The 20,290-nt window shown below is 64.0% G+C and carries 23 protein-coding genes; 15 read left to right on the top strand and 8 right to left on the bottom strand.

The window, feature by feature from the left end; translation table 11 throughout:
• Positions 1 to 26: 26 nt before the first annotated feature.
• The 11 genes from OU994_RS01955 to OU994_RS02005 all read left to right on the top strand — a co-directional run bounded on the left by OU994_RS01955 (position 27) and on the right by OU994_RS02005 (position 9,692).
• Positions 27 to 797 (top strand): ParA family protein, encoded by a 771-nt coding sequence (locus OU994_RS01955; RefSeq protein ID WP_131148408.1) that lies wholly within the window; start codon positions 27 to 29, stop codon positions 795 to 797.
• Between the two features lie 101 nt (positions 798 to 898).
• Positions 899 to 1,792 carry a ParB/RepB/Spo0J family partition protein gene (locus OU994_RS01960; protein WP_281609416.1) on the top strand — a complete coding sequence of 298 codons (894 nt, stop codon included), beginning with the start codon at positions 899 to 901 and terminating at the stop codon, positions 1,790 to 1,792.
• Between the two features lie 642 nt (positions 1,793 to 2,434).
• Positions 2,435 to 2,803, top strand: coding sequence for an ATP synthase subunit I (locus tag OU994_RS01965; protein WP_281609417.1), 369 nt, complete (start codon positions 2,435 to 2,437; stop codon positions 2,801 to 2,803).
• Positions 2,804 to 2,872: 69 nt separating this feature from the next.
• Positions 2,873 to 3,676, top strand: coding sequence for a F0F1 ATP synthase subunit A (gene atpB, locus OU994_RS01970; protein ID WP_131148405.1), 804 nt, complete (start codon positions 2,873 to 2,875; stop codon positions 3,674 to 3,676).
• Positions 3,677 to 3,790: 114 nt separating this feature from the next.
• A complete protein-coding gene (atpE, locus tag OU994_RS01975) occupies positions 3,791 to 4,075 on the top strand; it encodes a F0F1 ATP synthase subunit C (protein ID WP_130186860.1) in 285 nt (94 codons plus the stop codon).
• A 40-nt stretch (positions 4,076 to 4,115) separates the two neighbouring features.
• Positions 4,116 to 4,586: a F0F1 ATP synthase subunit B gene (locus OU994_RS01980; RefSeq protein ID WP_131148404.1), complete on the top strand. Its 471-nt coding sequence runs from the start codon at positions 4,116 to 4,118 to the stop codon at positions 4,584 to 4,586.
• A 2-nt stretch (positions 4,587 to 4,588) separates the two neighbouring features.
• A complete protein-coding gene (locus tag OU994_RS01985) occupies positions 4,589 to 5,122 on the top strand; it encodes a F0F1 ATP synthase subunit delta (protein ID WP_131148403.1) in 534 nt (177 codons plus the stop codon).
• A gap of 75 nt (positions 5,123 to 5,197) precedes the next feature.
• Positions 5,198 to 6,739, top strand: coding sequence for a F0F1 ATP synthase subunit alpha (atpA, locus tag OU994_RS01990; RefSeq protein WP_131148402.1), 1,542 nt, complete (start codon positions 5,198 to 5,200; stop codon positions 6,737 to 6,739).
• Positions 6,740 to 6,795: 56 nt separating this feature from the next.
• The gene (gene atpG, locus OU994_RS01995; protein ID WP_131148401.1) at positions 6,796 to 7,671 is read left to right on the top strand and encodes a F0F1 ATP synthase subunit gamma; all 876 of its coding nucleotides are present in this window, start codon (positions 6,796 to 6,798) and stop codon (positions 7,669 to 7,671) included.
• A 32-nt stretch (positions 7,672 to 7,703) separates the two neighbouring features.
• Entirely contained in the window at positions 7,704 to 9,104 is a 1,401-nt protein-coding gene (gene atpD / locus OU994_RS02000; RefSeq protein WP_281609418.1) for a F0F1 ATP synthase subunit beta, read from the top strand.
• A 162-nt stretch (positions 9,105 to 9,266) separates the two neighbouring features.
• The gene (locus OU994_RS02005; RefSeq protein WP_131148399.1) at positions 9,267 to 9,692 is read left to right on the top strand and encodes a F0F1 ATP synthase subunit epsilon; all 426 of its coding nucleotides are present in this window, start codon (positions 9,267 to 9,269) and stop codon (positions 9,690 to 9,692) included.
• Positions 9,693 to 9,862: 170 nt separating this feature from the next.
• Here the strand turns inward: OU994_RS02005 and OU994_RS02010 are convergent, their stop codons facing one another.
• Complete coding sequence (locus OU994_RS02010; RefSeq protein WP_281609419.1) at positions 9,863 to 10,420, bottom strand: hypothetical protein; 558 nt, start codon at positions 10,418 to 10,420, stop codon at positions 9,863 to 9,865.
• Between the two features lie 173 nt (positions 10,421 to 10,593).
• On the opposite strand from OU994_RS02010, the gene OU994_RS02015 reads away from it, so the two are divergent.
• Positions 10,594 to 10,983 (top strand): VOC family protein, encoded by a 390-nt coding sequence (locus OU994_RS02015; RefSeq protein ID WP_281609420.1) that lies wholly within the window; start codon positions 10,594 to 10,596, stop codon positions 10,981 to 10,983.
• 59 nt (positions 10,984 to 11,042) lie between these two features.
• Here OU994_RS02015 and rsgA read toward each other — a convergent pair whose 3' ends face one another.
• From rsgA to OU994_RS02045, 6 genes are all read right to left on the bottom strand, one after another.
• Positions 11,043 to 12,149 (bottom strand): ribosome small subunit-dependent GTPase A, encoded by a 1,107-nt coding sequence (gene rsgA / locus OU994_RS02020; protein ID WP_281609421.1) that lies wholly within the window; start codon positions 12,147 to 12,149, stop codon positions 11,043 to 11,045.
• A 253-nt stretch (positions 12,150 to 12,402) separates the two neighbouring features.
• Positions 12,403 to 12,777, bottom strand: a complete 375-nt coding sequence (gene speD, locus OU994_RS02025; RefSeq protein WP_281609422.1) for an adenosylmethionine decarboxylase — start codon at positions 12,775 to 12,777, stop codon at positions 12,403 to 12,405.
• Entirely contained in the window at positions 12,774 to 12,947 is a 174-nt protein-coding gene (locus OU994_RS02030; RefSeq protein WP_165497810.1) for a hypothetical protein, read from the bottom strand. Before OU994_RS02030 ends, speD begins: the two co-directional genes overlap by 4 nt.
• Positions 12,944 to 14,419, bottom strand: coding sequence for a DUF4178 domain-containing protein (locus OU994_RS02035; RefSeq protein ID WP_281609423.1), 1,476 nt, complete (start codon positions 14,417 to 14,419; stop codon positions 12,944 to 12,946). Before OU994_RS02035 ends, OU994_RS02030 begins: the two co-directional genes overlap by 4 nt.
• Before the next feature lie 13 nt (positions 14,420 to 14,432).
• The gene (locus OU994_RS02040) at positions 14,433 to 15,494 is read right to left on the bottom strand and encodes an SPFH domain-containing protein (protein WP_281611561.1); all 1,062 of its coding nucleotides are present in this window, start codon (positions 15,492 to 15,494) and stop codon (positions 14,433 to 14,435) included.
• 10 nt (positions 15,495 to 15,504) lie between these two features.
• A complete protein-coding gene (locus OU994_RS02045) occupies positions 15,505 to 15,891 on the bottom strand; it encodes a DUF350 domain-containing protein (RefSeq protein ID WP_281609424.1) in 387 nt (128 codons plus the stop codon).
• A gap of 52 nt (positions 15,892 to 15,943) precedes the next feature.
• Here OU994_RS02045 and OU994_RS02050 point away from each other — a divergent pair, with 52 nt between their 5' ends.
• Genes OU994_RS02050 through OU994_RS02060 form a run of 3 tightly spaced genes read left to right on the top strand, consistent with a single transcriptional unit; the run spans position 15,944 to position 19,602 of the window.
• A complete protein-coding gene (locus OU994_RS02050; RefSeq protein ID WP_281609425.1) occupies positions 15,944 to 17,455 on the top strand; it encodes a polyamine aminopropyltransferase in 1,512 nt (503 codons plus the stop codon).
• A 7-nt stretch (positions 17,456 to 17,462) separates the two neighbouring features.
• Positions 17,463 to 19,082: an FAD-dependent oxidoreductase gene (locus OU994_RS02055; protein ID WP_281609426.1), complete on the top strand. Its 1,620-nt coding sequence runs from the start codon at positions 17,463 to 17,465 to the stop codon at positions 19,080 to 19,082.
• Between the two features lies 1 nt (position 19,083).
• Positions 19,084 to 19,602: a GNAT family N-acetyltransferase gene (locus tag OU994_RS02060; protein WP_281609427.1), complete on the top strand. Its 519-nt coding sequence runs from the start codon at positions 19,084 to 19,086 to the stop codon at positions 19,600 to 19,602.
• Positions 19,603 to 19,611: 9 nt separating this feature from the next.
• On the opposite strand, the gene OU994_RS02065 is transcribed toward OU994_RS02060, so the two are convergent.
• Positions 19,612 to 20,154 carry a thioesterase family protein gene (locus tag OU994_RS02065; RefSeq protein ID WP_281609428.1) on the bottom strand — a complete coding sequence of 181 codons (543 nt, stop codon included), beginning with the start codon at positions 20,152 to 20,154 and terminating at the stop codon, positions 19,612 to 19,614.
• Positions 20,155 to 20,290: the final 136 nt, after the last annotated feature.

Genomic DNA, 20,290 nt, shown 5'->3' on the forward strand with positions numbered 1-20,290 from the left:
AACTGAAGCGAACAAGAAAAAAACCGATGGCAAAGATATTCTGCGTAGCGAACCAGAAGGGCGGAGTGGGCAAGACGACCACGACGGTGAACCTCTCCGCCGGCCTTGCCAAATTGAACCAGCGCGTATTGCTGGTCGACCTGGACCCGCAAGGCAATGCGACGATGGGGGCGGGTATCAACAAGGCCGGCCTGGCCGCATCCACCTATGAAGTCATGCTGGGCAGTGCCGATGTCGCCAGCGCACGCCAGCGTTCCGAATCCGGCCGCTTCGACGTGCTGCCGGCCAATCGGGAACTGGCCGGTGCCGAAGTGGAGATGGTGGAGCTGGATAACCGCGAAAAGCGCCTGAAGGACGCGCTGGCGCTGGTCGACCAGGATTACGACTTCATCCTGATCGATTGCCCGCCGGCGCTGTCGATGCTCACGCTGAACGGCTTGTGCGCAGCACACGGCGTGATCATTCCCATGCAGTGCGAGTACTACGCGCTGGAAGGCTTGTCCGACCTGGTCAACACCATCAAGAAAGTGCACGCCAACCTGAACCAGGACCTGAAGATCATCGGCCTGCTGCGCGTGATGTTCGACCCGCGCATGACGCTGTCGCAGCAGGTCTCGGCCCAGCTCGAGCAGCATTTCGGCGACAAGGTCTTCAAGACGATCATTCCCCGCAACGTGCGGCTGGCCGAAGCGCCGTCGTATGGCATGCCAGGGGTGTCATTCGATCCGTCTTCCAAGGGGGCCCAGGCGTATATCGCCTTCGGCGCCGAGATGGTGGCGCGCATCAAGACGATGTAATCAGGTCGGTACCCTTAACAAAAACCCACGTGCAGAAACTGGGGTCAGACCTGGCGGGTCTGACCCCGGCCTCTGCTGTTGGGGTAAGCGTTGGAAAACAAATGGCAACCAAAAAACTCAAAGGCCTGGGTCGCGGCCTCGATGCGCTGCTGGGCGGCGCTGACGACTCTCCCGCTCCCGCCGAGCCGGGCAATCCCTCCGAACTGCCCCTCGGCCAACTGCAACCGGGCAAGTACCAGCCGCGCACGCGGATGGACGAAGGCAGCCTGAACGAACTGGCTGCGTCGATCAAGGCGCAGGGCATCATGCAGCCGATCCTCGTGCGGCCGCTCGGTGACGCGCAAGGCGACATCCGATATGAAATCATCGCCGGCGAGCGCCGTTTCCGCGCCGCGCTGATCGCCGGCCTCGACACCGTGCCCGTGCTGGTGCGCGAAGTGGACGATACGTCCGCCGCGGCCATGGCGCTGATCGAGAACATCCAGCGCGAAGACCTGAACCCGCTGGAGGAAGCGCAGGGCATCCACCGCCTGATCACCGACTTCGCCTTCACGCATGAACAGGCGGCCACCGCTGTCGGGCGTTCGCGCTCCGCCGTATCGAACCTGCTGCGCCTGCTGAACCTGGCGGCGCCGGTGCAAACGATGCTGATGGCCGGCGACATCGACATGGGTCACGCCCGCGCCCTGCTGGCGGTCGATGCCGCCACGCAGATCACGCTGGCCAACCTCGTGATCGCGAAACGCCTGTCGGTGCGGGAAACGGAAAAACTGGTCACCCGCACGCAGGAAGAGCTGGACGCGCCACCCGAAGCCAGGGTGCGGGAAAAGTCGGGCGACATCCGGCGCCTGGAAGAAGAACTGTCCGACCGCTTCGCCACGCCCGTCACGTTCCGCATCGGCGCGAAGGGCAAGGGCCAGATGATCATCGACTTCGCCGACCTGGAGATCCTGGAAGGCGTGCTGGCCAAACTGCGCGAGCCGGCGAGCGAATAAGCCGCCCGGACGGACGGGATGCGGACACAGCATTCCGGACGGCACAGCCATGTCCCACGCGATGCCGTACGCCCCAAGCTCGCCGGCCGGCATCCAGGTGCCGGCAATTTTCCCTCTCTTTCCCGCCCGGGATTCAGCACCGAAAGTTATTCACATAATCGATGACGGTTATTCGGCAATTGCAAATGGCTGAGTTATTCACGAAACGACAGTGCATTTCCTATTAACAAAGCACGCTGGTGATAATGCTGCCGATAGCATCTTCGCGTTTTCGAAAAACACCTCTAAAAAATCGGCGACGTGAATAACGTATTGTCATTGTTCGCGATGGCAGCGCCCCGATATGGCGTTGTGAAGGAAGATGGCGGTTGCGCGGCAGGCATTAGCGTTGCGCAAAAGATACGGCATGACACCGGGAAGAACTGGCCAAAGAAGGGCGAACAGGCGAGGTACAGGGCTTAAGGCCCGGCTAAGTCTGCCATGCCCATGTTGCCTGCACCACATCGGTGCAGGGGCTTGACGGATTAGTCACAATGTTGCCTGATTTGCTCCCGTGAGGTGCATCACGTTTGACGCAACTCACGTAACAGTCCTATAATCCCGTGTCTTTGGGTCTTAAAGCTACGTTAAGAAGGTTGGCAAGTGAGTGATTCTGCAGCAAGTATCGCCCGGCCGGTCTTTCGCATCGTTGCCCTGCAATTAACCATCGCCGTCCTTTTCTCAGCCCTCGTCGCGCTCTTCGCCGGGGTGGGAAAAGGCTGGCCCGCCGCCATGGGCGGGGCGATCGCGGTGCTGGGCAGCCTGGTCTACGCGCTGATCGTCACGCGGGCCAACGGCGACCCGAAAGCCATCTTCCGGCGTCATTTTCGCGCGGAGATGGTGAAATTATTCATTACAGCAGTGCTGTTCATTGCGGTACTGGTGCTGTTTCCATCGGCCGCGTCGGTTTGGCTGATTTTAGGTTTCGCGGTGACGACCCTGGCTTATTGGTTCTCATTGCTCGCAGTTTAAATGCCGTTTGATGCCCTTCGAGATTCGAAGGATGCGGACAAAGTTTCTAAATTCAATACCAACTTTACTATGACGACTGAACACGCGGGGGGCCACGCAGGCCCGGCAAACGCCACCGAGTACATCCAGCACCACCTGACTCACCTTCAGAATACCGACGGCACGTACAACCTGGACACGTTCTGGATCTCCGCGATCCTGGGCGCCCTGTTCCTGTTCGTGTTCTGGCTGGCCGCCAAGCGCGCCACGGCCGGCGTGCCTGGCAAGCTGCAGAATTTCGTCGAATTCGTGATGGAAATCGTCAACGACACCGTCAACGGCGCCTTCCATGCAAAGAGCAAGGTCATCGCCCCGCTGGCGATCACGATCTTCGTCTGGGTCTGGCTGCTGAACGCGATGGACTTCCTGCCGGTGGACCTGCTGCCAATGCTGCTGTCGATGGTTGGCGTGAATTACCTGCGCGTCGTGCCGACCGCCGACGTGAACCACACGCTGGGCATGTCGATCGGTGTTCTGATCTGCATTATCGGCTTCTCTATCAAGGCGAAGGGCGCTGGCGGCTGGGTCAAGGAACTGTTCACGGCCCCGTTCCACGCCAGTGGCCCGGTCGGCATGATCCTGCTGGCCCCTGCCAATTTCCTGCTGCAGATGGTTGAATTGCTGGCCAAGCCAATCTCGCTGTCGCTGCGACTGTTCGGCAACATGTATGCCGGCGAACTGATTTTCATCCTGATCGCGCTGCTGCCATGGTGGGCACAGTGGGCACTGGGTGGTCCATGGGCAATCTTCCACATCCTGATTGTGACGCTGCAGGCCTTCGTCTTCATGGCCCTGACGGTTGTGTACCTCGCCCTCGCGGTAGAGAAGCACTAATTAGGCACCTCGCCGGGCCGGAGACGGCCTGGCGGGATGCCGGGCGGTATGTAGTAAAAAGAGTTTTTTAAATCTGGTATCTGTCGTTTTTTTTAAATCTTAGGAGAAATCTAAATGCAAGCTCTGATCGCACAAGTACAAAGCATGACCGTTCTGTCCGTGGCTATCATCATCGGCCTGGCCGCAATCGGTACCGCTCTGGGCTTCGCTATCCTGGGTGGCAAGTTCCTGGAAGCTTCGGCACGTCAGCCTGAACTGATGCCGCAACTGCAAACCAAGCTGTTCGTTATCGCTGGTCTGCTGGACGCGATCTCGATGATCGGCGTTGGTGTTGCTCTGCTGTTCACGTTCGCTAACCCGTTCCTGACCCCGCTGACCGCCGCTATCGCAGGCCAGTAATTTACCGCTCCAACCAGGGGAAACTTTTTAGGAGCAAGGTATGAACATCAATATGTCTCTCATCGGTCAGATGATCACCTTCGCGGTGCTCGTTTGGTTCTCGATGAAATTCGTATTCCCGGCGCTGAATGCTGCGCTGGATGAGCGTGCCAAGCGTATCGCGGACGGTCTGGCTGCTGCCGAGCAGGGCCAGGCTTCGATGGCGGCAGCTGAAAAGCGCGCCACGGAAGCCCTGACCTCCGCGCGTGACGAAGCTGCGTCGCGCGTCGCGGACGCTGAAAAGCGCGCTCAGCTGATCGCTGAAGAAATCAAGGCCAACGCCAAGGCTGAAGCGGACCGCATCATCGCGACCGCCAAGGCCGAAGCCGACCAGCAGGTCACCCAGGCACGCGAGCAACTGCGTGCCCAGGTTGCCGACCTGGCAGTCAAGGGCGCCGAGCAAATCCTGAAGCGCGAAGTCAACGCGTCGGCCCACGCCGACCTGCTGAACCGCCTTGCGACCGAGCTGTAATCATGGCTGAACTCGCAACCGTCGCTCGTCCTTACGCGGAAGCCCTCTTCCGCGTAGCCCAGGCTGGCAACCTCGCGCAGTGGTCCGATCTGGTGTCCGAACTGGCCCAGATCGGTTCGCACGAAGAGGTGCTGGCATATGCCCGCAACCCGAAGGTGACGGACAGCGAATTGCTGGCCACCATCACCTCCCTGCTGAAGTCGCCGCTGACCGCGGAAGCGAACAATTTTCTCTCGACGCTGATCGAAAACGGCCGCATCGCATTGCTGCCGGAAATCGGCGCCCAATTCCATGACCTGAAGAATGGCGTGGAAGGTGCGGCGGATGCCGAAATCACGAGCGCATTCGATCTGGATGGCGCGCAAACCGCCACCCTGGTCGCCACGCTGGAAAAGAAATTCGGCCGCAAGCTGAACCCGCAAGTCACGGTCGATCCATCGCTGATCGGTGGCGTGCGCGTGGTGGTCGGTGACGAAGTGCTGGACACTTCGGTCCGCGCCCGGCTCGAACAGATGCGCGTCGCGCTGACGTCGTAATCGGGCAGGATCGCGTCCGCCGCGGCAGACCCTTATACCCTCGCGCAAGCTGAGAGAACACAATTAGGAGTTACCATGCAACTCAACCCATCTGAAATCAGCGAGCTGATCAAGAGCCGGATCCAAGGCATTGACAGTGGCGCTGAAGTGCGCAATCAAGGCACCGTCATCTCGGTTGCCGACGGTATCTGCCGCATCCACGGTCTGTCCGAAGTGATGCAAGGCGAGATGCTCGAATTCCCGGGCAACACCTTTGGCCTGGCCATGAACCTGGAGCGCGACTCCGTCGGCGCCGTGATCCTGGGTGCCTACGAGCACATCTCCGAAGGCGACACGGTGAAAACCACCGGCCGCATCCTGGAAGTGCCGGTCGGTCCGGAACTGCGCGGCCGCGTGGTCAACGCACTGGGCCAGCCGATCGACGGCAAAGGTCCGGTCGATGCCAAGCTGACCTCGCCGATCGAAAAGATCGCGCCGGGCGTGATCGCCCGTGAATCCGTGTCGCAGCCAATGCAGACCGGCCTGAAGTCGATCGACGCGATGGTGCCGATCGGCCGTGGCCAGCGCGAGCTGATCATCGGCGACCGCCAGACCGGTAAATCGGCTGTCGCAGTCGACGCGATCATCAACCAGAAGGGCCAGGGCATGACGTGTATCTACGTCGCCATCGGCCAGAAGGCTTCCACGATCAAGAACATCGTCCGCTCGCTGGAACAGCACGGCGCGATGGAATACACGATCGTCGTCGCCGCTACGGCGTCCGAATCGGCCGCCATGCAGTACATCTCGGCCTACTCGGGCTGCACGATGGGCGAATACTTCCGCGACCGCGGCGAAGACGCGCTGATCGTGTACGACGATCTGTCGAAGCAAGCCGTTGCATACCGCCAGATTTCGCTGCTGCTGCGCCGTCCGCCGGGCCGCGAAGCGTACCCGGGCGACGTGTTCTACCTGCACAGCCGCCTGCTGGAACGCGCAGCCCGCGTGAACGCCGACTACGTGTCCGCCTTCACCAACGGCGCCGTGACCGGCAAGACCGGTTCGCTGACCGCACTGCCGATCATCGAAACGCAAGCTGGCGACGTGTCCGCGTTCGTGCCGACCAACGTGATCTCGATCACCGACGGCCAGATCTTCCTGGAAACCTCGCTGTTCAACGCCGGCGTCCGTCCTGCGATCAACGCCGGTATCTCGGTGTCCCGCGTTGGTGGTGCCGCGCAGACGAAAGTCATCAAGGGCCTGTCCGGCGGTATCCGTACCGACCTGGCGCAGTACCGTGAACTGGCTGCGTTCGCGCAGTTCGCTTCCGACCTGGACGAATCGACCCGCAAGCAGCTGGACCGCGGTGCCCGCGTGACGGAACTGCTGAAGCAGCAGCAATACTCGCCGCTGTCGACCTCGCTGATGGCCGCGTCGCTGTTCGCCGTGAACAAGGGCTTCCTGGACGATATCAGCGTCAAGCAAGTGCTGCCGTTCGAAGCGGGCCTGCATTCGTACCTGAAGTCGAAGCAAGCTGCCCTGCTGTCGAAGATCGAAGAAACCAAGCAACTGGACAAGGATAGCGAAGCAACGCTGTCTGCGGCCATCGCTGATTTCAAGAAATCCGGCGCATTTTAAGCGGCACGGCGGTTCACCCAGGTGAACCGCCATTCGCGCAGAAGGAGTAAGGACTCATGGCAGTAGGCAAAGAGATACGTGGCAAGATCAAGAGCGTAGAGAATACGAAGAAGATCACGAAGGCGATGGAAATGGTCGCCGCATCGAAAATGCGCAAGGCGCAGGATCGCATGCGCGCCGCCCGTCCCTACGCGGACAAGATTCGTAATATCGCCGCGAACCTGGCTGGCGCCAATCCCGAGTACACGCACCCGTTCCTGGCCGATGCCCAGGGCACGCAGGCAAAAGCCGTTGGCTTCATCATCATCACGACCGACAAGGGTCTGTGCGGTGGCATGAACACCAACGTGCTGCGCGCGGTGACGAACAAGACGAAGGAACTGGAAGCGGCCGGCAATAAAGTTGAAGCGGTCGCGATCGGCAACAAGGGCTTGGGTTTCCTGAACCGCATCGGTGTGCCCGTGGTGGCGCAGGCGACGCAGATCGGCGATACCCCGCACCTGGAAAAGCTGATCGGTCCCGTGAAAGTCATGCTGGAGAAGTTCCAGGAAGGCAAGCTGGACGCGGTTTACCTGTGCTACACCAAGTTCATCAACACGATGAAGCAGGAACCGATGGTCGAGCAGCTGCTGCCGCTGACCGCTGAAAAGCGCGCGGCGGACAAGGGCGGCATCACCTGGGATTACATCTACGAACCGGATGCAGGGACCGTCATCGACGAACTGCTGGAACGTTACGTGGAAGCCCTGGTGTACCAGTCCGTGGCGGAAAACCTCGCGTCCGAGCAGTCGGCGCGGATGGTGGCGATGAAGGCCGCCAGCGACAACGCCGGCAGTGTGATCGGCGAACTGAAGCTGGTGTACAACAAGACCCGCCAGGCAGCCATTACCAAAGAACTCTCTGAAATCGTGGCCGGTGCGGCAGCGGTTTAAAAACGAATTTAACTATATTTGAAGGAACGAAAATGGCTGATGGCAAAATCGTTCAGTGTATCGGCGCCGTGGTGGACGTGGAGTTCCCGCGCAACGCGATGCCTAAGGTTTTTGACGCGCTGAAAATGGCAGGCTCCGAGCTGACCCTGGAAGTTCAACAGCAGCTGGGCGACGGCATTGTCCGTACCATTGCGCTGGGTTCTTCCGACGGCCTGCGTCGCGGCATGACCATCCAGAACACCGGCAAGCCAATCATGGTACCGGTCGGGCCGGCAACGCTGGGCCGCATCATGGACGTGCTGGGCAACCCGATCGACGAGCGTGGCCCTGTCTCGCAAGAGTCGATCGCGTCGATCCACCGCACCCCGCCGGCCTACGACGAGCTGTCGCCGTCGCAAGACCTGCTGGAAACCGGCATCAAGGTGATCGACCTGGTGTGCCCGTTCGCCAAGGGCGGTAAAGTCGGCCTGTTCGGCGGCGCCGGCGTGGGCAAGACCGTCAACATGATGGAACTGATCAACAACATCGCCAAGGCGCACTCGGGTCTGTCCGTGTTTGCCGGCGTGGGCGAGCGTACCCGCGAAGGTAACGACTTCTACCACGAAATGGCCGATGCCAAGGTCGTCGACCTGGACAACCTGGGCAACTCCAAAGTGGCCATGGTGTACGGCCAGATGAACGAACCGCCGGGCAACCGCCTGCGCGTGGCACTGACCGGCCTGACCATCGCGGAATCGTTCCGTGACCAGGGCAAGGACGTGCTGTTCTTCGTCGACAACATCTACCGCTTCACGCTGGCCGGTACCGAAGTGTCCGCACTGCTGGGCCGTATGCCTTCCGCCGTGGGTTACCAGCCGACGCTGGCCGAAGAAATGGGCCGCCTGCAGGAACGCATCACGTCGACGAAAACCGGTTCGATCACGTCGATCCAGGCCGTCTACGTCCCTGCGGATGACTTGACCGACCCGTCGCCTGCGACGACCTTCGGTCACCTGGATTCCACCGTCGTTCTGTCGCGTGACATCGCCTCGCTGGGTATCTACCCGGCAGTGGACCCGCTGGACTCGACCTCCCGCCAGCTGGACCCGCTGGTCGTCGGCCAGGACCACTACGACACGGCCCGCGCCGTGCAGGGCACGCTGCAGCGCTACAAGGAACTGCGTGACATCATCGCGATTCTGGGCATGGACGAACTGGCACCGGAAGACAAGCTGCTGGTCGCTCGCGCCCGTAAGATGCAGCGTTTCCTGTCGCAGCCGTTCCACGTCGCCGAAGTCTTCACCGGCGCACCGGGCAAGTACGTTTCGCTGAAGGACACGATCAAGGGCTTCAAGATGATCGCTTCCGGCGAACTGGATCACCTGCCTGAGCAGGCGTTCTACATGGTCGGCACGATCGAAGAAGCGATCGAAAAAGCCAAGAAGCTCGGTTAATACCGCATAAGCAGCCCGAGAAACCGTAGCGAGCGGTAGCAGTTTCGATTCCATAGCAGGTCGTACTTTGGTACGGCCGGTCCGCCGATGCGGAGCAACGGAGATCGAAAATGCAACGCGCAGTAGGTTTATCGGTGCTGCTTTGAATCCGATAGGACAACTATGGCTAACACTATTCACGTCGATGTGGTCTCCGCGGAAGAGCTGATCTTCTCCGGCGAAGCCACCTTCGTCGCGTTGCCGGGCGAACAGGGCGAGCTGGGTATCTACCCGAAGCACACGCCGCTGATCACCCGTATCCGTCCGGGCGCGGTGCGCATCCAGGTGCAGGGCAAGTCGGAAGAAGAGTTCGTCTTCGTCGCCGGCGGCCTGCTGGAAGTGCAGCCGAACGCCGTGACGGTCCTGGCCGACACCGCGATCCGCGGCGGCGACCTGGACGAAGCCAAGGCGCAAGCCGCCAAGAAACTGGCGGAAGAAAGCCTGGCCAACAACCAGACCGGCATCGACTACGCGAAAGCGCAGGCGGAACTGGCAGCGGCCATCGGCCAGCTGGCAGCCATCGCCAAGCTGCGCCAGAACAAGCACTGATCTGGACGCATCCCAAAAAAAGCAGCCTTCGGGCTGCTTTTTTTACGCCCGTACTGTTGCAAAAGAATCACGGGGACAGTCCCCGATTTTTTACAACACTCCGCTGTTGTAAAAAAAATGGGGACTGTCCCCGAATTTTTACAACAGCCGAGATAGAGGCGCGAGGAGGTTCAGCGGCACAGCCCGTAAGCCTTGCGCTCGGGGAACCAACGATAGGTAAAGGTGCGCACTGGGTAGCGCTTCTCGGCAATGATGACATCGGACAGCACCAAATCGAAACGGTCGGGCAGGCCGCCATCCACGCCCAGGCGGATGCGCCACTGCGTGACGTCCGCCGTGGCCACCGGCAGCAGCAGGCCGGGAATATCCGTGATCACTTCCACCATTTCCGCCCGGTTGTTGGTGCCGCGCTGGTAATAGCTCAGCACCTTGGCCTTGGCCACCGTGGCGCCTTTCGGCTGCGTGATGTTGAAGGCGCGGGTGACGAATTGCACCCGGCCGGCGCGCGGCACCAGGTAGATGATGCCGAACTCGGCGCTCCCCTGCCGCAGCGTGACGGGACTGGTGGCGGAAACGCTGACGCCTTCCGGCAGGTTGAACGTCGACCCGTCGGCCCACGTGCGGCAATCCGGGCTGGTGGCCATGTACAGCTGTTCTGGCTGGTAACTGTCGCCGCAGCCGGTCATGGCAAGCAGCAGGGGAAGAGTGGAGAGCGCGAGTCGGCGCATGGTCGGTGTCGATGATGAAGGCAGCCGACAGTGTAACCGAGCGGTTGCTTCCGCCACAACGCGCCGGGATGGATTCACCGGAGACGGCTGCCGAAGGCTACCAAGAGTCAATCGTGCGCGCCGGTGCACATTCAACAGTGATAGGCTGGTCTCTCTGACTTTGGGAGCAGCGCATGTTTCATCATCTCGGTATTGTCGTGACAGACTTCACGCGCAGCGCAGCGTTGTATGACGCCTGCCTGGCGCCGCTGCGAATCCGTCGCACCGAAACCGACATGGACTGGGCCATCTATGCCGCCGAGGGAGGCCAGCCGTTTATCTGGCTGGGCTCGGAAATCCCCACGTACTGGCGTGCCGGCCACCAGGCCGGCAATGCGCCGATCCATATCGCCTTCGCGGCCGCCGATCGCGCCGCGGTGGACAAGTTCTACGCGGCAGCGATGGAGCACGGTGCCGAAGACCACGGCCCGCCCGGATTGCGGGTAGGCGCGGGCCATTACTACAGCGCTTACATCCTCGACTTCGACGGCAACAACATCGAGGCGACGCTCCAGGAGAAGTAGCGTTCCCGGACGCCGGCTTTGCCGTGGCGGCAGGCCGGCACGCGCCGCCATCGCTCGCGCTATCTTCCCTTCTCGCGCTGCCGCCGCTGCACCGACTTGACGATCACCTTCCATTTCGCGCGCTCGGCGATCCGGTCCAGCGGCGTCTGCGCGCCCCGCCGGGCATCGCGCAACAGCTTGTGATAGTTGGCCAGCCGGTCCGGATCGACGCCCGCGCGCACCGCGCAAGCCGGTTCCAGCTCATGCTGGCAATCGCGGAACTGGCAGTGCTGGGCCAGGGCGGCGATATCGTCGAACGTGGCGGCCAGCGTCTTCTCGTCCGCATCCGGCCGCCAGGTGCGCAAGCCCGGCGTATCGACGATGCAGGCGCCGCCCGCGCAGCGGTGCAGCGAACGCGCGGTGGTGGTATGCCTGCCGCGGCCGTCGCCCTTGCGCGTGCCACCGGTTTCCTGCATGCCGGTCGCCGGCGCGTTGTTCGACGTATTGTTCAACGCATCGTGCAACGTCGCAGTCAGCGTATTGGTCAGCGTCGATTTTCCGGTGCCGGACGCGCCGAGCAGGCACAGGGTCTGGCCCGCCCCGAGCCACGGTTGCAAGGCCGCGGCAGCCGCGCCGCTCAAGCCGTTGATCGCCAGCACGGCGATCCCGGCCGGCAGCCGGCGCTGGACCTCCGCCACTTTCTCGTCGACGTCCGTGGCGATATCGGCCTTGGTCAGCACCACCACGGGCACGATACCGGCGCTTTGCACCACCGCGATATACCGCTCCAGCCGGCGCAGGTTGAAGTCGAGGTCCAGGCCCATGACCAGCAGCGCCGTGTCGATATTGCTGGCCAATACCTGGCGGCGGCCATCGTTGGCACGGCGCGCGACCTGCGTCAGCGGGGCGGCCCGCAAGGCGATCCACTGTTCGCCGTCCAGGTCGTCGACAGCGACCCAGTCGCCCACCGCGAGCGCGTCTTCCTCGTCGGCGAGTGCCGTCAGCAGGCGGGGCAGGGCACGCGCCTGCCGGTCGGCGTGGCCGTCGTGCACGGTCATCCATTCGCCGTGGATGGCGGCGATGCGCATCGGGCGCATGGTTGGCGTGGTATCCAGTGCCGCCAGGTGGCCGGCGGCCAGGTTGTTCAGTCCGATAGTGCGTAAAACATCGATGTCGATGTGCAGCATGATGGTGGTGTTCCCATGAGTTCACAGCTCGCGGCAGGCGCGAGCACAAGCCGCGCGCAAAGCCATGGGCTTCGGGCGGCAACGTCGAAGGGGAAGGTCGGCGCGTCGGGCGCCGGGAACACCGGGAAGATTACAACCGGGATGAGAACCGGGGAATCAGGCGAAGTCCAGCGCTGTCAGGCGGCCGACAGGAAGGCAATGTCCGTGGCTTTCATGCTTGTCTCCTGCAGGCGTTAGTGGAACTGCAAGTTTCTCATTCCGTGATGGTTTCGTCAACCGCACAGCGTTGCACGGTGCGTACGCGGCAGTGCGCGGGCGCCAGCGCCGTGCGCAGCACGTCCAGCGCGCGCTGCGGCGCGGCGGCGCCGCACATGAAGATGTCGACCGCGGCAAATGCCTCCTCGGGCCAGGTGTGGATCGAGATGTGCGATTCGGCCAGCAGCACCACGCCGGTCACGCCGAGCCCGGGGCCGAAGGCGTGGAAATGGCTGTGCAGGATATGCGCGCCGGCCGCTTGTGCCGCTGCGCGCAGCAGTGCTTCGATGCGCGCGCAGCTCGTCAGCTGGTCGGACGCGATACCGGACAAGTCCGCCAACAGATGGGTTCCCTCGGCCTTGTAAGCACTCACTTATGGCCCCCGCCACCGCCGCCCCAGCCGCCGCCGCCCGTGTTCGACGACCAGGTGGAGCCGCCGCCGTAGGTCCGCGCGAAGCCGCCCGTCCTGGGCCCCATGTTGGTCCAGCTGAGTACCGTCGAGACGAAGACGACGGCAATGCCGTAGATCCAGAACTTCTTCATGGCTTGTCGTTGTTATCCAGGAAGATGGCCGGCAGGTACAGCGCGAGCCCGGCCAGCACCGTGAAGGCGATCGTGCCGCCGAAATTGGCCATCAGCGGGATCGCGTTCAGCACGCCGGCCGCGATGATCAGGAACTTGGCCGAGCTGCGGTAGCGGGTGGCGCTGGCCAGCTTGCCCGGCGCACGCGGTGGCGGCGGCGGTGTCGCCTTCAACACGCCGGGGAACCAGGCCTTCAGCTGGTCGAACGCCACGGGGGTGGAGCGCGACCAGGTGATCTCGCTGGCGCTGCGTTCGGCCGCCAGCGTGACCTGGCCCGACTGGAATTCCTGGACCTGCGCCACGTCGCCCACTTCCACGCGCCAGTTGAATGCGCCGGCGGCGAACGTCACGCGGGCCGGATAGTCATACAGCCACCGGTACGAGACGTTGTCGAGCATTGCCGACTCGCCGCGCCAGTCGGGCCACAGGTCCATCGCGTCGGAACGCTGCCAGCCATCGTCCGTTTCCACCAGCCAGGTGAAGCCGGCCCGGCTCCGGTCCAGACCATGGAGCAGGTATTCGGTCCATCCGGTGCCCTCGTCATCTTCGCGGCGCATCACGCCGATCACGGTGAGCTTCTGGCTGCCCAGCTTGCCCTCCGCACCCAGTGGCAGCGTGGTCGGCTCCGCCTCCACCCGCTCGCCGGCGCGCAGCACCTCGATCTTCGGGCTGGCCGCGTCGAGTTGCGCGCTGCAGGCCGGGCACACCAGGTTCGCCGTCATGCCCGGCAGGTACTTGATGCCGCTGCCGCACGACGGGCAATCGAGTGCCTGGACCTTGCCCCGCAAGCGTCCCGCCGTGCGGGCGATCTCCTGCTCGTCGCGCAGCAGTTGCGGGCGCAGGCTGTCCAGCGTCACCGGCACGCCGCCGTAGGCCAGCGGCCGGTCGCCGTCGGAATAGTCCAGCGTGAGGAAAGCGCCGCCGCCGCGCAGGTCCGCCACTTTCGCCTGCCACCCGTCGGTCACGCGGAACGGCAGTTCGCCCTGGCCGCCGGTGCAGCGCGCCGTGCGCACGTCCGCCGCCATCCAGCGCTCGCCGGCCACGGTCACGTACTGGCCGGCGCGCAGTTCGCCAAAGGCGGGCAGCGGGCCTTCCAGCCGCCGTTCGAGCGTGATCGTGAACTGGCCGGAGGCGTCGCCCAGCCAGCCCGCCTGGCCATCGTCGAACAGCAGGTACCACTCGTTCCAGAAGCCGGCCTCGTAGCGCAGCTGCAGGCGCCCGATGACGGTGAAGGGCCGCCTGGCCCACGTGCCGGACGTGCCGAGCTGGATCGGCGAATAGTCTTCCAGTACCTCTGAAATCTTGCCGAGGTCGCGCACGCTGCCGGCATCCTTCAGCACGCCGGTGCGCCAGAACTCGCACACGGCCATCACGGCCGCATGCGAGCGGAAGCGCACTTCGGCGCCGCAGTTGGGACAGGAAGCGGTGATCAATGCGCGGCCCGCGTCAGCCGATCAGTTTCTTCAGCAGCTCGGCTTTCGTGCTGTCATAGTCGGCGGCGGAGATCAGGCCCTTGTCGAGCAGGCCCTTGAGCTTTTGCAGGCGGCCTTCGATCGACTCCTCGGCCGGTGGCGCCACCGGCGCCGGCGCGGCCTGCACGGGGGCGGGAGCCGCTTGCGGCGCAACAGGCGTCAGCGAAGCGCCGACCGCCTGGCCCATCGCCTGGCCGATCGTCACGCCGGCGCCCAGCCCGGCGCCGATGCCGGCAATGCCGCCCTCGTTCTGCGCCGCCAGCGGGATCGCGGTGGCGGTCTGGTAGCGGGTGAAACCGGCCATCTTGTCGGCGGACAGGCCGCCCTTCATGCCGGCCGAGATGCGGTCGTCCAGCGCCCGCTGCAATTCTTCCGGCAGGCTCACGGACGCCACGTTGAATTCGTCGAGGCCGATGCCGTAGCGCGCGAACGCATCGGCCAGGTCGCCCTTGATTTCCTGCGCCATCAGCGCCTGGTTGGCCGCCATGTCGAGGAAGGCCACGTTCGAGCCGCCGATCGAGCTGGCCATCGTCGACAGCAGGATGCCGCGCAGCTGGTCTTCCACTTCATCGCGCGTGTACGTTTCGCGGGTGCCGCTGATCTCGGTGAAGAACTTGCGGGCGTCCGCCACGCGATACGAATACATGCCGAAGGCGCGCACCCGGATCATGTCGAAATCCTTGTCGCGGATCGTCACCGGTTGCGGCGTGCCCCACTTGCGGCCCGTCTGCACGCGCGTGCTGAAGAAGTACACGTCCGACTTGAACGGCGCATCGAACAGCTTGTCCCAGTTCCTCAGGTTGGTCAGCACGGGCAGCGTCTGCGTCGTCAGCTTGTGCGTGCCGGGGCCGAACACGTCGGTGATCTGGCCCTCGTTGACGAACACCGCCACCTGCGATTCGCGCACCACCAGCACGCCGCCGTTCTGGATCTCGAAATCCTGCATCGGGTAGCGCCAGGCCAGCACGCCTTCCTGGTCCTCGTTCCATTGCAGGACATCGATGAACTGTTTCTTGATAAAGCTGCCGATACCCATCATGGACTCCTCAGGAAATGCAGGCGGCGTTGATGCCGCCGATGGAAAGGGAAATGGTGCCGAGCAGGCCGCCGAAGGCGCTGTTGCCCGCTTCGATCTGGTCCTTGGCCATCTTCAGTGCGCGCGTGGTCACCGCATAGGCCAGCGCCTGCACGACCATCGCGCCGAACACCCAGGCAAAGAATTCCTGGTAGTTACGCGTGTGCAGCAGCCCCGAGGCGATGGTCAGCGAAAAGCCCAGCAGCGCACCGCCCAGCGACAGGGCCGCCGCATGGTTGCCTTGCCGGATCAGGTGGACTTCGTCGTACGGCGTCATCCACGTGTAAGCCTTGAAGAACACGGCCAGCAGCGCGGCGGCGATGCACAGGTGGATCAGGTAGTTGGCGACGGCGAACATGGTCTATAGTGGCAAACTTTCAAACGGAACATGATAATCCAGGCGCGGGGCAATGACCAAAAAGATTCTGATCCTGTCCGTGTTCGTGGTCGCTTCCTGCGGCCTGGCGTATGAACTGATCGCCGGCGCGCTGTCCAGCTACCTGCTGGGCGATTCGGTACTGCAGTTTTCCACCATCATCGGCTGCTACCTGTTCGCCATGGGTGTCGGCGCCCACCTGTCGAAATACGTGAAGGACGAGCACGTGCTGGCGCGCTTCGTCGACGTCGAACTGGCCATCGGCCTGATCGGCGGCGTCTCCGCGGCACTGCTGTTCCTGACGTTCTCGTGGTCGGCGGCGTCATTCCGGCTGCTGCTGTACGTGCTGGTGTTCATGATCGGCGCGATGGTCGGCATGGAAGTGCCGCTGGTGATGCGGGCACTGAACGCGCGCCAGACCGCGTTCGCCGACATCGTCAGCCGCGTGCTCACGTTCGACTACCTGGGCGCGCTGGCCGTGTCGCTGCTGTTCCCGCTGGTGCTGGCACCTTACCTGGGCCTGGTGCGCACCGGCTACCTGTTCGGCATGCTCAATATCGGCGTGGCGCTGTGGACCATCTACGTGTTCCGCGCCGAGCTGACGCACCTGGCCGGCCGCACGCTGCGGGCCTGCGGCGTGCTGGTGGCGCTGGGCTTCGGCTTTGCCAGTGCCGACCGGCTGACGCATTTCGGCGAACATTCGCTGTTCGGCGACGAGATCGTGTACGCCACCAGCACGCCCTACCAGCGCCTGGTGATCACGCGCTGGAAGGACGACACGCGGCTCTATATCAACGGCAACCTGCAATTCTCGTCGCGCGATGAATACCGGTACCACGAGGCGCTGGTCCACCCGGCGCTGGAACGCCTGCCGTGGGCCAGGCGCGTGCTGGTGCTGGGCGGCGGCGATGGCCTCGCGGCGCGCGAAGTACTGCGCTACAAGAACATCGAACACGTGACCCTGGTCGACCTGGACCCGGCAATGACCGCCGCGTTCAAGTCGCGCGCCGAACTGGCCGCGCTGAACCACGGCGCGCTGTCGGACCCGCGCGTGAAGGTGATCAACGCCGATGCGGCCGTGTGGCTGCGCGATACCGGCGAGATGTTCGATGCCGTCATCGTCGATTTCCCGGACCCGTCCAGCTTCGCGCTCGGCAAGCTGTATTCGGTGCCGTTCTACAGCATGCTGCGGCACCACCTGGCGGCCAATGGCCTGGTGGTGGTGCAGTCGACCTCGCCGTACTTCGCGCCGCACGCGTTCTGGACCATCGATGCCACGCTGCGCGAAGTGGGCTTGCGAACCCACCCTTACCACCTGTATGTGCCATCCTTCGGCGAATGGGGCTTCATCCTCGCGTCGCCGCAGGGCGCCTACACGCCGCCGGCCTCGTACCGGCTGCCGATGCGCTTCCTGAACGGTGCCACGACGGCGGCGATGTTCGCCTTCCCGCCGGACATGCAGCCTTTGAAGATGGCGCCGAACCGCCTGAATACCCAATCCCTGGTGCACGAGTTCGAGCAGGACTGGCACCGCACGATCCGCTGAGGACACCATGGAACGCCGTTCATTCCTGCGCTGGACCGCCGCTCTCGGAGCCGGCGGCGCCGCCGCCGCCGCGGGCATCGCCGCCTATGGGCGCTGGCGGGAAATCACGCCCGCACTCCATCACCCCGGCCGCGCCGAGGGGCATTTCGTGCGCGACCGCCAGGCGCTGCCCGCGCCATCGGAAGTCATCGAGGCCGACGTCGCGGTGCTCGGTTCCGGCATCGCCGGCCTCACTGCCGCGTGGAAGCTGCGCCGCGAGGGGATCGAGGATGTGCTCATCGTCGATGGCCCGGAACCGTTCGGCAACGCGGCCGGCGGCGCCTATGGCGCGCTGGCCTATCCGACCGGCGCGCACTACCTGCCGATCCCGCCGCAGGAATGCCTGCACGTGCGGCACCTGCTGTACGACCTGGGCATCATCACGCGCGATCCGTACGGCCCGAAGCCGCACTACGATGAAAAGCTGATCCTGCACGCGCCCCATGAACGGCTGCTGTACGGCGGCAAGTGGCATGAAGGAATCACGCCGCGCGCCGGCGTGCCGCAGGCGGAACTGGCCGAGCATGCGCGCTTCAACGCCGAGATGGAAAAGCTGCATGCCATGCGCGGCGCGGACCGCCGCAAGGTCTTCACGCTGCCGGCCGCGCATGCCTCGAACGATCCGGCCTGGCGCCGCCTCGACACCATGACGTTCAAGACCTGGCTGGAACAGAACAACTACCGGGCGCCCACCTTGCTGTGGTATCTCGACTATTGCTGCCGCGACGACTACGGCACCGGCATCGATCGCGTCTCGGCCTGGGCCGGCCTGCATTATTTTTGCGCGCGCGGCGGCGAAGCCGCCAATGCCGAGGGCGGCGCCTGGCTGACATGGCCCGGCGGCCTGCAACCGCTGGCGGAGAAGCTGGCCGAACGCACCGGCGCGCAGCGGCGGGCCGGCACCGTGGCCTCCGTGAAGGCCGTGGACGGGCGCGCCGAGGCGCTGTGCTTCGTGCTGGAAAACGGCAATCCGCGTACCTACCTGGTGCGTGCCCGCAAGGCCATCTGCGCGATGCCGCTGTTCGTAGCCAGCCATGTCGTCGACAATATCGCCGGCCATGGTTTCGATCCGGCCCGGCACATGCCGGCGTACGCGCCCTGGCTGGTGACGAACTTCCTGCTGGAGCGCTTCCCCGAAGAACTGCCTGAGGCGCCGCTGTCATGGGACAACGTGGTGCATGGCACCCAAGGCCTGGGCTACGTGGTGTCCACCCACCAGGACATTCGCCGGACGCCGCCGGCGCAAACGGTCTTCACCAGCTATGTGGCGCTGGCCGGCCGCGATCCGCGCGAAGCGCGCAAGTGGATGCAGTCCGCCGCGCCCGAGGAACTGCTGGCGCTGGCCACCGTCGACCTGCGCGCCGCCTACGGCGATGCGTTCGACGGCTGCGTGCAGCGTGCCGACATCACGCTGCGCGCCCATGCGATGGCCGCGCCGCTGCCGGGCTTCCTGTCCAATCCCGGCGTGCAGGCGCTGCGCGATGCCAGCGGGCCGGTGCTGTTCGCGCATTCGGACCTGTCCGGGTTTTCGGTATTCGAGGAAGCATCGTGGTGGGGCTGGCAGGCGGCGCGGGCGGCATTGTCCTGAGATGAACCAACTGCACCTTCCCGCACCGTTGCCGGTCCTGCGCGGCGAGCACGTCGCGCTGCGGCCCATGGGCGAACAGGATGCGGCGGCGCTCTTCGCCATTTATGGCGACCCGCTTGTCATGCGTTACACGGACGAAGACCCGTTTCCCGACCTGGCCACGGTCGGGCGGATGCTGGGCAGCGTGCGCCGCCTGCTGGCCAGTGGCCAGTCGCTGGAGTGGGCGATCGTGCTGGCCGATGGCGGCGAGCTTGTGGGCACGTGCGGCTTGCACAGCTTCGATGCGGCCGGCCATGCCGCGCAGGTCGGGTGCCTGCTGAGGCGCTCGGCCTGGGGAGGAGGGCACATGGCGGAAGCGCTCGCCGTGTTGACGGCCTATGCCGCAGGGGTACTGGGGCTGCACGCATTGCTGGCGGACGTCGCGCCGGACAATGCGCGGGCACGGCGAATGTTCGAACGGCTCGGGTATCGGGAAGATGACAGCGGCTTGCTCTTCATAGGGCTACGGCCGCAGGCCTAGCCAGCGGTCTCAATCCGCGTTCAGCTTCATCGCCGCATCCAGGTCCAGCATTGCCTGCACCGCGCCATCGAGCGGCGGCGAGTTCACGCCCGACACGCCCACGCTGTCGAAGATCGTTTCGATCGGCACGAAGCCTCGCGCCTTGCGGGAGTACAGCCCGGCCAGCACCAGCGCCCTTGTCGCCACCACATCGCCGTCGGACAGGATGCGCTGTTCGAACACCACGCGATTTTCCGTCCATGCCGCGATCCGCGTTTCCAGCACGAAGGGCTGGAACAGCCGCAGCTCGCGCCGGAAGCGAATCGCGCCGCCGCCGACGATCGGCGTCCACTTGTTCTTCAACACCGCGCCCAATAGCCCCATGCGCAGCATGATGTCGGTGCGGCCCAGGTCGAAGAGCGTCCAGTAGCGGCCGTTGTTGACGTGGCCGTTCGTGTCGAGGTCGTTGAACCAGACCCGGAAGTCCAGGCGCGAGACGCCGTGCGGCGCGGCCAGCTTCTGGCGGAACGGAGTGCTGATCAGCAGGTACAGCAGGCGGAACCACAGGTTCATCGGAATCCCGTTGAAAAAGCCGCATGCTGGCCCAGCAGGGCTGGTTTGGCAAGGAGGGTTTCCTCTAGCGGATGGCACAAAGGGCACCCCCGAAGGGTGCCCATGCGCTACAACCGCCGTGCAGCAAAGTTGCCTG

It is taken from the genome of Pseudoduganella sp. SL102, from assembly GCF_027856995.1.
Classification (GTDB): Bacteria; Pseudomonadota; Gammaproteobacteria; order Burkholderiales; family Burkholderiaceae_D; genus Rugamonas; species Rugamonas albidiflava.